The organism is Mesorhizobium sp. BR1-1-13 (assembly GCF_020165515.1).
Lineage (GTDB): Bacteria > Pseudomonadota > Alphaproteobacteria > Rhizobiales > Rhizobiaceae > Mesorhizobium.
Genome location: NZ_JAIUIH010000025.1, coordinates 1 through 12,762, shown reverse-complemented (window position 1 = coordinate 12,762; position 12,762 = coordinate 1). Strand labels below are relative to the sequence as shown.

Genomic DNA, 12,762 nt, shown 5'->3' with positions numbered 1-12,762 from the left:
CCCCCCCCCCCCCCCCCCCCCCCCCCCCCCCCCCCCCCCCCCCCCCCCCCCCCCCCCCCCCCCCCCCCCCCCCCCCCCCCCCCCCCCCCCCCCCCCCCCGCTCCTGTTTGGTATCAGCTTCGGCCGTTAGTGGCCGAAGAGATTCCGGTCACTGCCCTGAGGGGCGGACTTCTGTACGTCACCCGACGAATTGAGCAGCTTGTAGACGGGCGAACCGCTGTCGCGGATCGAAGCCGTGTGCGACTTGTCGACCGAGGTGACGGCAGGCTGGTTGGCACCATTGGAGCCGTAGTTGTCGCTGGCGGCCAAAGCGCTGCCGGAAACGGCCAGAACGGCGGCGGCGGCAAGGATGATCTTCTTCATTTCAAGTCTCCTGAATTCTCAAATTCCACGCAGTGGCGGGCTTACCCGCCAGCTGCTGAAGGATCGGCTGTTAGTTGTTGCCGAAGAGGTTACGGTCGGCACCCTGAGCAGGGGCCTGGGCAGCCGGTTCCGACTTCCTGGTCGAAGCGGTGTACGAGCTGTCGGTCGAGGTGGCCGCGGGCTGATTGGCGCCATTGGAGCCATAGTTGTCGCTGCCGGCGAAAGCGCTGCCCGAAACGGCCAGAACGGCGGCGGCAGCAAGGATGATCTTCTTCATTTCAAGTCTCCTGAATTCTCAAATTTCGCCAGGACGGCGGAAGGCCGCCGTCAACTGGAGATCGGCTGTTAGTTGTTGCCGAAGAGGTTACGGTCGGCACCCTGAACAGGGGCCTGGGCAGCCGGTTCCGACTTCCTGGTCGAAGCGGTGTACGAGCTGTCGGTCGAGGTGACGGTAGGCTGGTTGGCGCCATTGGAGCCATAGTTGTCGCTGCTGGCGAAAGCACTGCCCGAAACGGCCAGAACGGCGGCGGCAGCAAGGATGATCTTCTTCATTTCAAGTCTCCTGAATTCTCAAATTCCGCCAGGACGGCGGAAGGCCCGCCGTCAACTGGAGATCGGCTATTTAGTTGTTGCCGAAGAGGTTGCGATCGGCGCCCTGGACAGGCGTCTGGGCAGCCGGTTCCGACTTCTTGGTCGAAGCGGTGTACGAGCTGTCGACGGCGGTGGCCGCAGGGGCATTCGAACCATAGTGGTCGCTACCAGCGAAGGCGCTGCCGGAAACAGCCAGAAGGGCGGCGGCAGTGAGAATGATCTTTTTCATTTTTTGATACTCCAGTATTTTTCCGTCCGTCTAGCGGCGTGTCTTGGGAGGAAATCGCGTCGTTCGGACAGCCCCGATGTGGGAAAGCCATGGCGCCATTTCCAATCACGAAGTTTTTCCGTGTGGACCAAGTTTCCACTACTTGAAATTGTGCCAAGGCCTTCTACATTCGTTTTTTTCCCTTTATTATCAAGTACTTATTTTAACAGACCGTGCGATCACCAACTGTGTCGAAGGCCCAGTGTTCACACCGTCCTGCACGCATCGTCAACAGAAACGAACCGTTCGGTTCGATTTTAGTGGACGCTAATAGTCACTTTTCGAAACTGTTAACCTTTTTTGGTCCGCCACGAGTTGAATTCCGAGGCGGCGAGCCGAGCCTTTCTGCCCCTTCAACGACGGCCGCACCGTTTCCCATGCGTGTCGCGCGGCATGGATGCGATGTCGTTTTCATGCCGACGACAAGTCGGCGATCATGGTTAGATCCTGCCATCTCAGGTGCCGCCGCGTGACGACGAGGCGGAGAATTGGGAAGCCGGTCAGAATCCGGCGCTGCCCCCGCAACGGTGGTGGAGTTCAGGTCGCAACGGGAGACCACTGGGCAAAGGCCTGGGAAGGTGTCGCGACAGTCCGCAAGGACAGCTCCAGAGCCCGGAAACCAGCCTGAGATGTTGGACTCGACTGATCGCGGCGGGCGGTCAAGAGGCGGATGGTGCATGTCCGGCGCAAGCCGGCGCGCGGCTTGATCCTTCCTCTCTCCCCTCCGTTCAGTCCTTCAATGTGAGGACAGGACTTCAATGCGAGGACAGGACATGGATGCGCGCAACGACATGCTGAAACGGCTGCAAGGCCGCAGGGACGGCTTCTCACTCGAGCAGCCCTTCTATACCGACGCCGATTACTTCAAGCTCGACATGGAGCTGATCTGGTACCGCGACTGGCTGTTCATCGGCCATGATTGCGAACTGCCCAGGCCCGGCAGCTTCATCACCGTGCAGATCGGCGACTATCCTGTCGTGCTGGTGCGCGACCAGAAGGGCAACATCAACGCCTTCCACAATTCTTGCCGCCATCGCGGCAGCCGCGTCTGCAACACCGACAAGGGCACGGCGGCGAAGCTCGTCTGCCCCTACCATCAGTGGACCTATGAACTGGACGGCAGGCTGCTGTTCGCCAGGCAGATGGCCGAGGGCTTCGACAAGAGCCAGTTCGGCCTGAAGCCGGTCGCCTGCGAAAGCGTCGGCGGCTACATCTTCATTTGCCTCGCCGACGAGCCGGCGGATTTCGCGCCGATGCGGACGATGATCGAACCCTATTTGGCGCCGCACCGGCTGCGCGAAGCAAAGGTCGCCTTCGAGAGCACCATCGTCGAGAAGGGCAATTGGAAGCTGGTCTGGGAAAACAACCGCGAATGCTATCATTGCGCCGGCAACCATCCGGAGCTCTGCAAGACCTTTCCTGAGGCGCCGACCGTGACCGGCGTGCAAGGCGCCGACAGCGACCCGGAGATGCTGGCGCACTGGGCCAAATGCGAGGCCGCCGGCCTGCCGAGCGAGTTCCGCATCGACCCGGCCGGACAATACCGTGCCACCCGCGCGCCGCTGCTGCGCGATGCCGTCAGTTACACGATGACGGGAAAACGCGCGGTCAAGAAGAACCTGTCCGACAGCGTTGCCACCGACCGCATCGGCTCGTTGCTGCTCTATCACTATCCGACGACCTGGAACCACATCCTCGGCGACCACGCCGTCACCTTCCGCGTGCTGCCGATCAGCGCCACTGAGACCGCGGTGACGACCAAATGGCTGGTTCACAAGGACGCGGTCGAGGGCGTCGACTATGACCTCGCCGAACTCACCCATGTCTGGACCGAGACCAACGACCAGGACCGCCGCATCGTCGAGGAAAACGCCTTCGGCATCCTGTCGCCGGCCTATGAACCCGGTCCCTATTCCGAACTGCACGAAGGCGGCGTCCTCCAGTTCGTCGACTGGTACGCGCGTTTCATCGGTCCGCGGCTCGCCGAAGACGGCCGGCCGGCCCTGCGCAGCGTTGCTTGAGAGGTGAGGGATGAATGCGATGACGGATCTCGGCCTCTATCGCCATCTCGATCAGATGGCGCCCTGGAACGACAGGCTCCAGGTGCTGGAAGTGATCGGCGTGAGCGACGAGGCGCCTGATGTAAAGACCTTCACCTTCCGCTCCGACAACCAGACCTGGTTCCGCTACAAGCCGGGCCAGTTCGTGACGCTGGAACTGCCGACAGCGGATGGGTTGCTGATGCGCACCTACACGCTGTCGTCTTCGCCTTCGCGGCCGTTCTCGATCGCGGTGACGGTGAAGGCGCAGGCCGGCAGCACTGGCACGCGCTGGATGTTCGACCATTTGAGGCCTGGTTCGCACGTCAAGGCGTATGGGCCGGCCGGAGACTTTTCGCTGCACAGCCACCCGGCGGCCAAATATCTGTTCATTTCGGCCGGCTCCGGCGTGACGCCGATGATGTCGATGCTGCGCTGGCTGAATGACTGCGCGCCATGGACCGATGTCGGCTTCGTCAACTGCGCCCGCCGCCCCGAAGAGATCATCTTCCGCAGGGAGCTGGAATTGCTCGGCAGCCACATGCCCGGCCTGTCGCTCGGTTTCATGATCGAGGAGCGGTCGAGCCGGGAGGGCTGGTTCGGCCATATGGGCCGCATCGATGCCATCCGGCTGCCGATTTTGGCGCCCGATTTCCGAGAGCGCGAAATCTTCTGCTGCGGCCCCGACCCCTTCATGCGTGCCGTGCGCGGCATGCTCGAAGCCGCCGGCTTCGACATGGCGAGATACCATCAGGAGAGCTTTGCAGCGCCGCTGGTGGAGGAAATCCCGGCGCCGTTCGCCTCGCCGACTGGAGACGGCGCAGCCATTCCTGTCGAAGCCGCGACGCCGATCCGGTTCTCGATTTCGGATGTCGATGCCGCATGCGTCGCCGGCCAGACGGTGCTGCAGACGGCGCGCGCCTCGGGAGTCAGAATCCCCGCCGCATGCGAATTCGGCCTGTGCGGAACCTGCAAAGTCAAGAAGCTCTCAGGCGAGGTCGAGATGAGCCACAATGGCGGCATCCTCGATCATGAGATCGAGGACGGCTTCATTCTCGCCTGCTGCTCCAAGCCGCTCTCGGCGCTTGACATCGAGGCCTGAGAGCCGCTGGCCTGGCCGCTCTTTCTTGCAAGGAGGGGTCAAGTGTTTGATCCTTTCCTGCTGCAAGGCTGTGGGACGGCCGACAACCCCATCTGCGCGCCGCTGCACCCAAGGAGCGGCGGCAGCCGGAGATCTCAGACGCCGTAGCGCTCCGTCCGGATGATAGCCGCTGGAATGCCGGCATCGATCAGCGCCTGGGCGGCGGCGGACACGAACGCGTTGGAGCCGCAGACAAAGGCGAGGCCGGGCGGGCGGCGCAGCCGCGCCATGGATTGTATCATCATGGCGACGTCGATCCGCCGCGAATAATCCGTCGGCCGGCGCGCGGCTTCACGCGTCAGGGTCAGCACAAGGCCGAAGCCGTCGTCGCGATCGTCGAGGCCGATCAGCTCGTCGCGAAAGATGACTTCGTCCCACAGCCGCGCCGAAAAGACGAGGATGACCGGCATCGTCGACTTCTGCGCGGCACGATGGCGGACCATCGACATCAAGGGCACGACGCCGGAACCGCCGCCGACCAGCAGAAGCGGTCGCTCATCACCATCGGGCCAGATGAAATGTCCGCCGAGCGGGCCGCGCAATTCGATCTCGTCGCCGACCGCGGCGACCTCGTGGAAGAAGGGCGAGACCTCGCCGTCTTCGAGCCTTTCGATCGCCAGTTCGATCACCGGACCGACCTCCGGCGCGGAGGCGATGGAATAGGCGCGGCGCGCCTGATAGCCGTCAGGCGCGGTCAACCTGACATCGACATGCTGTCCGGCCCGGTAGGCAAACGGCCGCGACGGCTGGAAAAAGAAGCTGGTGACACGCGGCGTGCGCTTTTCCATGCGGACGATCCTGGCTGTCTGCCAGGGCGACAGTGTTTGCCCGGGTGATTGTGCCGACGGCACCTCGCTCATGGATCGTCCGTGTAGCGCTGTTCGCGCCAGGGGTCGCCATAGATGTGATAGCCGCGCAGCTCCCAGAAGCCGGGCTCGTCGCGTTCTGTGAACTGCAGGCCGTTCAGCCATTTGGCCGATTTCCAGAAATAGAGATGCGGGACGAGCAGCCGCGCCGGGCCGCCATGGTCGGGCGTGATCGGCTTGCCTTCGTAGAGCAGCGCCACCATCGCCTTGCCGGTTGTGAGATCCTTTGTCGGCACGTTGGTGGTGTAACCGTCGAAGGATAGCGCCAGCGTGAAGGCGGTCGGCGGCTCGATGCCGGCATCCGCAAGGATATCGTCGACCAGCACGCCCTGCCAGAGCGTGTCGAACTTGGTCCAGGCGGTCACGCAATGGATGTCGCGCGTCATCTTGGTCAGCGGCAACGCATTGAACTCGGCCCAATTCCATTTCTTGATCGGGCGCGGCCCGTGCTTCAGCGTGAACGACCAATCCTCGGTGCGCAGGCGCGGCGTCGGCCCCGCCGACAGCACCGGAAATCCTTGCTCGAGATATTGGCCGGGCGGGATGCGCGCGTCGCCATCCGTCGGTGGACGCCGACCTGAAAAGAAACCTCGCGTGACCATTGCGGCAATTCCCCTGCATCGGGCCCAGATGTCGGGCCATGTGTCGGCCTTGCGCAGTGTTCTCGAAGACGCGGTGGCGGGCAACCTGAATCTTGATGGGCGCGGCGACATAGATCTGGGCATCGCCTCGTTCCACCAGCAGCAGCACCGATTTGCGGCCTGACTTGCCGGCCTGCGCGATCGCCTGCGTGGCCTGCCTGGCGCTCTTCACCGGCATCTGGTTGACGGCGATAATGATGTCGCCGGGCTGGACGCCGGAAGCCGCCGCGGCCTTGTCGGGATTGACGGCGGCGACCACCGCGCCACGCTGGTTGTCGGGGAGGTTCATCTGCTGGCGAATATCGGGCGTGATGTCCATCAGGCCGAGCCCGATCGCCGGCAAGCGGGCCCCCTGCCCGTTTCCCGGCGCGCCGGAATCACCAGATACCGACGCGGTCTGCGCATCGTCGCCATTGCGGCCGACGTCGACGGAAAGCTGCATGGCTTTGCCATTACGCCAGACGTCGAGCGTTTCCTTCTTGCCGGGCGAGACATCGGCGACGGCACGCGACAGGTCCTTGGGGTCTTTTATCTCCTGGCCGGCGAAGCCGGTGATGAGGTCGCCGGTCTGGATGCCGGCCGCGGCCGCCGGCGAGCCCTCGGTGACCGAGGAGACCAATGCGCCGCCGGGGTGATCGAGACCTATGGCGCTGGCAACGTCCTGGGTCACCGGCTGGATCTGGACGCCAAGATAGCCGTATTCGATTTCGCCGCCCTTCATCAGCTTGGCGACCACCTTTTGCGCCTGGTCGGACGGAATGGCGAAGCCAACGCCGACGCTGCCGCCATTGGGCGAATAGATCGCGGTGTTGATGCCCACGACGTTGCCGCTCACATCGACCAGCGGACCGCCAGAGTTGCCGTGGTTGATCGGCGCATCGATCTGGATGAAATCGTCGAACGGCCCGCTGTGGAGATCGCGGCCGCGCGCCGAGACAATACCTGAGGTGACCGTGGTGCCGATGCCGAACGGATTGCCGAAGGCCAGCACTTGATCGCCCGGCATCAACTTATCGGAATCTCCCCATTTCACCGTCGGCAGGGGCTTGTCGGCCTTGATCTTGATCACCGCAAGGTCGTTCTTGGCGTCGCGGCCGACCAGCTTGGCGGGAAGCTCTGTACCGTCGTCAAGCGTCACCTTGATCGAGCTCGCACCGTCGATGACATGGTTGTTGGTGACGATGGTGCCGTCGGCGCCGACGATAAAGCCGGATCCGAGCGCTTCGGCGCGCTGCGACTGCTGCGGTGGCGCTTTCGGTCCGGGCATGCCCTGGTCGCCGAAGAACTGGCGGAAATAGTCGTCGAAAGGCGAGCCGCCGCCGTCCAGGGGCGAGGCATCGCTCATGACATCCGGTTGCCCCTTCATGACGGTCGTAACCGTCACCACGGCCGGCTTGTCGGCTGCCACGATAGGGGCAAAGGAGCCGTTCGGGGCCGTTACGCCGGCTACGGGAGTCTGTGTCGTACCGACGGCGTTGCGGACGTCGTTCGGGCTTTCGGCGAAGGAGGCTACGATGGGAGAAATGATCAGCGCAGCGCCCAGCAGGGCCGCGACGCGATGTCTATGAAGAATGCTTATGGGTGACATGGTCGTTCTGTCCGGGCGAGAGTTGAACTTGGGCCGCGGATGGTTCGGGGAAAAACACCCGTCGGCTGTCGACAGCCGGATTGCCTGTCTCGCCGCGCATGGCAGCCGGCCGGATCGACAAACCAGCATCTAGGGCGCGGATTGGCCCGATTTAGGGTTTTCGGGCGACCTTACGAAGATTTAATTTTAGAGCTGGCTTATGGACTAGCCGCTCGGCTGAGATAGGCCGAGGCGATCTCGCGCATGCGCTCGCCGTCGAAACTCGGGCCGTGACCGCCATGGCCGATGCGGATCGGCAGGTCGAGCAGGCGCCGCATGGTGAGGCAATAGGCCGACTTGTCCGAGTCTGGCAGGTCGTCGATCAGCCGGTCGTCATAGATGGCGTCGCCGCTGAAGAACAGGCCGTCTGCTTCGTCGAACAGCGCGATCGAATCCGGCGAATGCCCGGGTAGATGCAGCACGCGGAAGCGGCGGTCGCCGAGATCGACGACGTCGCCCTCGTCGAGGGTGCGCGTCAGCGGCGCTGGCGGAATCTTGTAATCCGCAGCCTTCCAGCCCGGCACCGGCAGTCGCGAGACGGCGCCGTCGAGGTCATGGAACATGTAGGCGTAAGTCGCCGCCTCATCCATGTTCTCGAACTGCGCGGCGCTCATCCTCGGTCCCGCCCGCAGCGCGAATTCATGCAGCGAGCCGACATGGTCGAGATGGATGTGGGTGGCGACGACGATGAGCGGTTTGCCGGCCCGGGTTTCGATCTCCGGCGCCAGCGGGCAGATGCCCATGCCGGTATCGACCAAAAGGTCGGCGTCCCGGCCGGTGAGATGCCAGATGTTGGCGCGCACATAGTCATGCACGAACGGCTCGGTCAGCATGGTCGTCTTGTCGTCGACGATGCTCCTGCTGAACCAGTTCTCCATCAGAAGCGGCCCGGCATCAAACGTGAGCCTGGCATCAAGTGTGAGCCTGGGATCAGGTGTGAGCCTGGGATCAAGTATGGTCCCGACATCAGACGAAGGGCTTTCCGACCTTGTATTTTTCCGGCACCAGCCGCTTCAGGTAAGCCATGCCGGCGTCGGACAAATGGTTGGCGTCCGGCTTCATGAAGTTCTCGGGCATGTGGCGGGTCTTGCCGGCGACGTTCTTCAGCCGCACCTTCTTCAGCACGGTTTTGGCGCCGTCATATTGCAGCGCCACGGAGCCGCCGCCCTGTTCGGCCACGGTGACCGCGAAAGCTCCCGCGTCGAACGCCTCCTGCGCGTCGACGGCGCTGATAGCGCCGACATAGCCGCGCGGCATGTAGCCCAGCGCATCGACGCGGGCGCGCTTGCCAGGCAGCCCTTCGGCGAGCGCCCGCTCGAGTGCCGCCGGCAGGTCGCTGCCCGATAGCTTGACGTTGCCATGCTGGTCGCGCTCCAGCTTCTCCGGCGGCACCAGGCTTTCAACCAGCGCTTTGCCGTCGGCGGTGCTGACCCCTTCCGAGACGGCGACGATGCAGCGCTTGTGGCGGTCGAGCGTGGCGCGCACGTCCTCGATGAAGGCTGTGGCCGAGAACGGCCGCTCCGGCACGTAGACGAGATGCGGACCACTGTCGGGATCGAGCTGCCAGGCCGCGGCCGCGGCCGTGAGGAAGCCGGCGTGCCGGCCCATGACGATGCCGACATAGATGCCGGGCAGAGCGCGAAAATCGAGATCGACGGACAGGAAAGCGCCGGCGACGAACTCGGCCGCCGAGATGAAACCCGGCGTGTGGTCGTTCTCCTCGAGATCATTGTCGATGGTCTTGGGCGCATGCACGAACGCGATCTTGCCGCCGGCGGCATCGGTCAGGATCTGCTGCGTGCCCGACGTGTCATTGCCGCCGATATAGATGAAGGCATCCGCGCCGGCCTTCCTCAGGCCGTCGAGGACGACCTCGCAATAGGCTGCATCCGGTTTGTCGCGCGTCGAGCCAAGGGCCGCGCTCGGCGTTCCGGCGATCAGCCGCAGGCGGTCTTCCGGGACGGCGGAGAGGTCGACATAATTGCCGTCGCGGATACCGCGCACGCCGTGGATGGAACCCAGGACCTTGGCGCCGGGATGCCGCTTGCGGATCTCCAGCGTCGCCCCGACCACGGTCTGGTTGATGACGGCCGTCGGGCCGCCGCCCTGCGCGATGACGAAAGTACCGGCCATTGGTGAAATTCTCCAGGGCGATTGAATTTCAGGTACCTTCGCCTGTCTTTGGCCATCGCGCAACGGCAGAAACGACCGGCCGCGCCAGCGGCCGCGAGGTGAGGCTTGAGCTAGACGACGACGACCGGGTTCTTCTTGGAAACGCGGCTGTAGAGGTCGATGATGTCCTGGTTGATCAGGCGCACACAGCCCGATGACATGGCCTGGCCGATGCTCCACCATTCGGGCGAGCCATGGATGCGATAGCCGGTGTCCTTGCCGTCCTGATAGATGTAGAGAGCGCGCGCGCCGAGCGGGTTGGTGAGGCCGCCGGGCTGGCCGCCCTGCCATTTTACCAATTCCGGCTTGCGGGCGATCATTTCCGGCGGCGGGGTCCAGGTGGGCCATTCCCTTCCGTACTGAATGTTGGCGCGGCCGGACCAGCGGAAGCCGTCCTTGCCGATGCCGACCCCGCAGCGGATGGCGTCGCCCCCCGGCTGAACGAGATAGAGCATGCGCTCATTGAGATGAACGACGATGGTGCCGGGCGCTTCGCCCGTCTGGTCGACGACGATCTGGCGACGGAATTCCGGCTTGATCTTGAGGTAGGGCACCTCGGGCACGTTGAAGCCGCCGTCGCTCAGGGACGCGTACATGAGGTCGGGACTGGTGATGTTCTTGTCGACGCTGATGCTCGGCCGGATCGGCCGCAGCGAACCGGTGACCGTGTCGTCAAGCTCGAGCGCCGGCAGGCCGCCGCCCGAAGTCGAGCAGCCGGCGGCGCCAAGCAAGGCCAACGCCCCTGCCCCGGATAAAACGGCGCGGCGGGAGAGAAGACTGTCGGTTTCGATTGCGTCGCCGTTTCGCGGCGGCGTCAGACCTTGCGGCAACTCACGCATGTACCCAAACCCTACGCTGTCGGCGGGAAGCACGGTCCGGCCGGATGACGGGCATTTTCATCATTCATGGTTGATAAAGCGTGAAGGCCTTGCGCTGTCTGTATTTGCGGGCTGACTGGGCGCCGTTGCGCCCTCTCTGTCGACTGCGAACCAGCGTCGCCTGCGCAAAATCACTTCGGTCGGATCATAATCCCGGCGCCAGTGCTTCCTACCTCTCCTGGTGACCGGCGAGGGGCTCCATGTGCAAGACCTTGAAAACCGACATCAAGCTTTTTGCCGCGGCCATTGTCGCCCCCGCGACAGTTCTCGGGGCCAATGTCAGCCTTGCCGATGTGGTGGCGAGCTGCCATGGCGGAATTGGAGCCGGCAATTCCAGGAAAATGCGAGGCGTTCTCCGTCCGGTATTGCCTGGAAACAATCCGCTTTACATTCTCTTGGACCGAAGGATTTATCCTCTTCTTTGAGCTCAAAGGAGACGAGCATGTCCTTCGAAAACTGGGCCGCCTTCGCTGCCGCGTCAACCATCCTCCTGGTCATTCCGGGACCGACCATCCTTCTGGTCGTGTCCTATGCGCTCGGCCAGGGCTGGCGCACCGCACTGCCGATGGCTGTCGGCGTGGCGCTGGGCGACTTCACGGCGATGACCTTGTCGATGCTGGGCATCGGCGCCCTGCTGGCGGCTTCGGCCACCGTCTTCACGATCCTGAAGCTGATCGGCGCCGCCTATCTGGTCTATCTCGGCGTAAAACTGTTCCGCGCCGGCGGCGCGCTCAAGGCCGAGCCGCGCACCGATGCCGTGTCCTCCGCCAGGATGACGGGGCATGCCTGGCTGGTCACCGCGCTCAACCCGAAGAGCATTACCTTCTTCGTCGCTTTCCTGCCGCAGTTTCTTGACCGGCACGCCGATTTCTGGACGCAGATGCTGATCTTCGAGACGACCTTCCTGGCGCTCGCCTTCGCCAACGCCTTCGGCTACGCGCTGATCGCGTCGCGAGCGCGCAACCTTGTGCGCAACCCCAGGGCCATCCGCGTCTTCAACCGCACCGGCGGCACGCTGCTGGTCGGCGCCGGCATCGCCACGGTGGCAATGCGTTCGGGGAGTTGAACAAAGGGGTTCGCTCAACGCACAGCGTCAGCGCTGCCCCTCACCTGCCTGCCGGCGGATGAGGGGCAGCGCCGACTTTGCGCACGAAAACAGCGCGTCTCACCACTTGATGCTGACGCCGAGATTGCCCTCGAGGATGCGCCGCTTGTCGCCGCCGAGATTGGTGGTGTAGTCGCCGGTGGCGAAGAGGCTGACCTTGTCCGTCACCTTGGCGATCACGCCGCCGCCGAATTCGAACGAGGTCGAGCGGCTTTCGGTCGAGATGTCGGTGGTGTCGAAGTTGACGTGATCCGTGCCACCGAAACCGTGCCAGAGATTGGCCTTGAGGTAAGGTTGCAGCGCGGTGCCGTTCAATGTCGTCTCGCCCTGCAGGCGCAGGCCGAGACGCCCGGTGACGTTGTCGTCGAGATCGAATGAAACCGACGCGAAGCGATCCTCGGCATCGTCGAGCGACAGATGCTGCCAAATCAGTTGCGCCTGCGGCTCGAGCGTCCAGCCTTGCGCCAGCGCGATCGGGTAGCCCCCTTCCAGCGAAGCGGTGACGCCGGTTCCCTTGACATCGATGCCGATGTCGCGGGTCGAGGTCGCATCGCCGCTGAAAAAAGTGGCCATGACGACGCCGTCCACGTACCAGCCCCCGGGACCGATACGGGTCCAGTAGCCGCCGACGCTGGTGCCGCCGAGATCGATGTCGCCGACGCCCAGATCGTTCTGCCCCAGCGCCTGGCCGCGCACATCGCCATTCATGCTGGCATAGGCGATGAACAGGCCGGCACGGTCGACGCCACCTGAAGCGGTTTCCCGGCCAAACACGTCGAAGCCGCCCTGGAACCCGAACAGGGTGCCGTCGAAAGACGGCGAAACCGTTCCCGACCAACCCATCTTCGCGTCCTGCCCGAAGATACGGCCCCAGACCGGAGAAAGTGCGGTGTTCGACAACAGGCTCTGTTCGCCACGCCGTTCATGAAAAGTGCCAAGCGTGGTCATCGCCAGATGCTCGGCCACCGGCGGCACCGCCGAATAGACCGGCACCTCGACGCGGTAGAGCAGGATTTCCTCCCCTGCCGCGGGCGTCGGAAGATCGGGCACCGCAGTCGGGACGGGCGGGGG

15 protein-coding genes, 1 pseudogene and 1 riboswitch are annotated in these 12,762 nt (G+C 63.9%); of the genes and pseudogenes, 5 read left to right on the top strand and 11 right to left on the bottom strand.

Annotation, left to right across the window (positions count from 1 at the left end; all coding sequences use genetic code 11):
- Nucleotides 1-126 precede the first annotated feature (126 nt).
- The 4 genes from LB533_RS29710 to LB533_RS29695 all read right to left on the bottom strand — a co-directional run bounded on the left by LB533_RS29710 (nt 127) and on the right by LB533_RS29695 (nt 1,183).
- Nucleotides 127-363: a DUF680 domain-containing protein gene (locus tag LB533_RS29710; protein WP_140550374.1), complete on the bottom strand. Its 237-nt coding sequence runs from the start codon at nt 361-363 to the stop codon at nt 127-129.
- Nucleotides 364-433: 70 nt separating this feature from the next.
- On the bottom strand, nt 434-640 hold the full coding sequence (locus tag LB533_RS29705) for a DUF680 domain-containing protein (RefSeq protein ID WP_140643977.1): 207 nt from the start codon (nt 638-640) through the stop codon (nt 434-436).
- Nucleotides 641-708: 68 nt separating this feature from the next.
- Nucleotides 709-915, bottom strand: coding sequence for a DUF680 domain-containing protein (locus LB533_RS29700; RefSeq protein ID WP_224678879.1), 207 nt, complete (start codon nt 913-915; stop codon nt 709-711).
- 70 nt (nt 916-985) lie between these two features.
- The gene (locus LB533_RS29695) at nt 986-1,183 is read right to left on the bottom strand and encodes a DUF680 domain-containing protein (protein WP_140643974.1); all 198 of its coding nucleotides are present in this window, start codon (nt 1,181-1,183) and stop codon (nt 986-988) included.
- Nucleotides 1,184-1,662: 479 nt separating this feature from the next.
- Nucleotides 1,663-1,865: riboswitch (cobalamin riboswitch) on the top strand.
- A 130-nt stretch (nt 1,866-1,995) separates the two neighbouring features.
- Here LB533_RS29695 and LB533_RS29690 point away from each other — a divergent pair.
- Nucleotides 1,996-3,243 carry an aromatic ring-hydroxylating oxygenase subunit alpha gene (locus LB533_RS29690; protein WP_140643973.1) on the top strand — a complete coding sequence of 416 codons (1,248 nt, stop codon included), beginning with the start codon at nt 1,996-1,998 and terminating at the stop codon, nt 3,241-3,243.
- 19 nt (nt 3,244-3,262) lie between these two features.
- Complete coding sequence (locus LB533_RS29685) at nt 3,263-4,363, top strand: hybrid-cluster NAD(P)-dependent oxidoreductase (protein ID WP_140643971.1); 1,101 nt, start codon at nt 3,263-3,265, stop codon at nt 4,361-4,363.
- 134 nt (nt 4,364-4,497) lie between these two features.
- On the opposite strand, the gene LB533_RS29680 is transcribed toward LB533_RS29685, so the two are convergent.
- Nucleotides 4,498-5,262 carry a ferredoxin reductase gene (locus LB533_RS29680; protein ID WP_140643969.1) on the bottom strand — a complete coding sequence of 255 codons (765 nt, stop codon included), beginning with the start codon at nt 5,260-5,262 and terminating at the stop codon, nt 4,498-4,500.
- Entirely contained in the window at nt 5,259-5,870 is a 612-nt protein-coding gene (locus tag LB533_RS29675; RefSeq protein ID WP_140643968.1) for a molybdopterin-dependent oxidoreductase, read from the bottom strand. Before LB533_RS29675 ends, LB533_RS29680 begins: the two co-directional genes overlap by 4 nt.
- Between LB533_RS29675 and LB533_RS29670 the strand changes: the two genes are divergently transcribed.
- Nucleotides 5,863-6,033 (top strand): hypothetical protein, encoded by a 171-nt coding sequence (locus tag LB533_RS29670; RefSeq protein ID WP_224557558.1) that lies wholly within the window; start codon nt 5,863-5,865, stop codon nt 6,031-6,033. The two genes, LB533_RS29675 and LB533_RS29670, sit on opposite strands and share 8 nt — an antisense overlap.
- On the opposite strand, the pseudogene LB533_RS29665 reads toward LB533_RS29670, so the two are convergent.
- From LB533_RS29665 to LB533_RS29650, 4 genes and pseudogenes are all read right to left on the bottom strand, one after another.
- Nucleotides 5,968-7,497 (bottom strand): annotated as a pseudogene (locus tag LB533_RS29665) (DegQ family serine endoprotease); the annotation flags it as partial. The gene LB533_RS29670 and the pseudogene LB533_RS29665 overlap by 66 nt on opposite strands.
- Nucleotides 7,498-7,694: 197 nt before the next feature.
- Entirely contained in the window at nt 7,695-8,414 is a 720-nt protein-coding gene (locus LB533_RS29660; protein ID WP_140643964.1) for an MBL fold metallo-hydrolase, read from the bottom strand.
- A gap of 88 nt (nt 8,415-8,502) precedes the next feature.
- Nucleotides 8,503-9,669, bottom strand: a complete 1,167-nt coding sequence (locus tag LB533_RS29655; protein WP_140643962.1) for a diphosphate--fructose-6-phosphate 1-phosphotransferase — start codon at nt 9,667-9,669, stop codon at nt 8,503-8,505.
- A 110-nt stretch (nt 9,670-9,779) separates the two neighbouring features.
- Nucleotides 9,780-10,547 (bottom strand): L,D-transpeptidase, encoded by a 768-nt coding sequence (locus tag LB533_RS29650; protein WP_224678877.1) that lies wholly within the window; start codon nt 10,545-10,547, stop codon nt 9,780-9,782.
- A 239-nt stretch (nt 10,548-10,786) separates the two neighbouring features.
- Here LB533_RS29650 and LB533_RS29645 point away from each other — a divergent pair, with 239 nt between their 5' ends.
- Entirely contained in the window at nt 10,787-11,011 is a 225-nt protein-coding gene (locus LB533_RS29645; protein WP_181169602.1) for a hypothetical protein, read from the top strand.
- A gap of 17 nt (nt 11,012-11,028) precedes the next feature.
- On the top strand, nt 11,029-11,652 hold the full coding sequence (locus LB533_RS29640; protein WP_140643958.1) for a LysE family translocator: 624 nt from the start codon (nt 11,029-11,031) through the stop codon (nt 11,650-11,652).
- Between the two features lie 99 nt (nt 11,653-11,751).
- Here the strand turns inward: LB533_RS29640 and LB533_RS29635 are convergent.
- Nucleotides 11,752-12,762: autotransporter outer membrane beta-barrel domain-containing protein (locus LB533_RS29635; RefSeq protein WP_224678876.1), on the bottom strand; the 1,011-nt coding region annotated here is incomplete at its 5' end.

Coding starts and splice junctions, on each gene's coding strand:
- LB533_RS29650 (WP_224678877.1), bottom strand. CDS start 10,547: ATGCGTGAGTTGCCGCAAGGTCTGACGCCGCCGCGAAACGGCGACGCA.
- LB533_RS29655 (WP_140643962.1), bottom strand. CDS start 9,669: ATGGCCGGTACTTTCGTCATCGCGCAGGGCGGCGGCCCGACGGCCGTC.
- LB533_RS29675 (WP_140643968.1), bottom strand. CDS start 5,870: ATGGTCACGCGAGGTTTCTTTTCAGGTCGGCGTCCACCGACGGATGGC.
- LB533_RS29680 (WP_140643969.1), bottom strand. CDS start 5,262: ATGAGCGAGGTGCCGTCGGCACAATCACCCGGGCAAACACTGTCGCCC.
- LB533_RS29710 (WP_140550374.1), bottom strand. CDS start 363: ATGAAGAAGATCATCCTTGCCGCCGCCGCCGTTCTGGCCGTTTCCGGC.
- LB533_RS29685 (WP_140643971.1), top strand. CDS start 3,263: ATGACGGATCTCGGCCTCTATCGCCATCTCGATCAGATGGCGCCCTGG.
- LB533_RS29640 (WP_140643958.1), top strand. CDS start 11,029: ATGTCCTTCGAAAACTGGGCCGCCTTCGCTGCCGCGTCAACCATCCTC.
- LB533_RS29690 (WP_140643973.1), top strand. CDS start 1,996: ATGGATGCGCGCAACGACATGCTGAAACGGCTGCAAGGCCGCAGGGAC.
- LB533_RS29700 (WP_224678879.1), bottom strand. CDS start 915: ATGAAGAAGATCATCCTTGCTGCCGCCGCCGTTCTGGCCGTTTCGGGC.
- LB533_RS29695 (WP_140643974.1), bottom strand. CDS start 1,183: ATGAAAAAGATCATTCTCACTGCCGCCGCCCTTCTGGCTGTTTCCGGC.
- LB533_RS29645 (WP_181169602.1), top strand. CDS start 10,787: ATGTGCAAGACCTTGAAAACCGACATCAAGCTTTTTGCCGCGGCCATT.
- LB533_RS29705 (WP_140643977.1), bottom strand. CDS start 640: ATGAAGAAGATCATCCTTGCTGCCGCCGCCGTTCTGGCCGTTTCGGGC.
- LB533_RS29660 (WP_140643964.1), bottom strand. CDS start 8,414: ATGGAGAACTGGTTCAGCAGGAGCATCGTCGACGACAAGACGACCATG.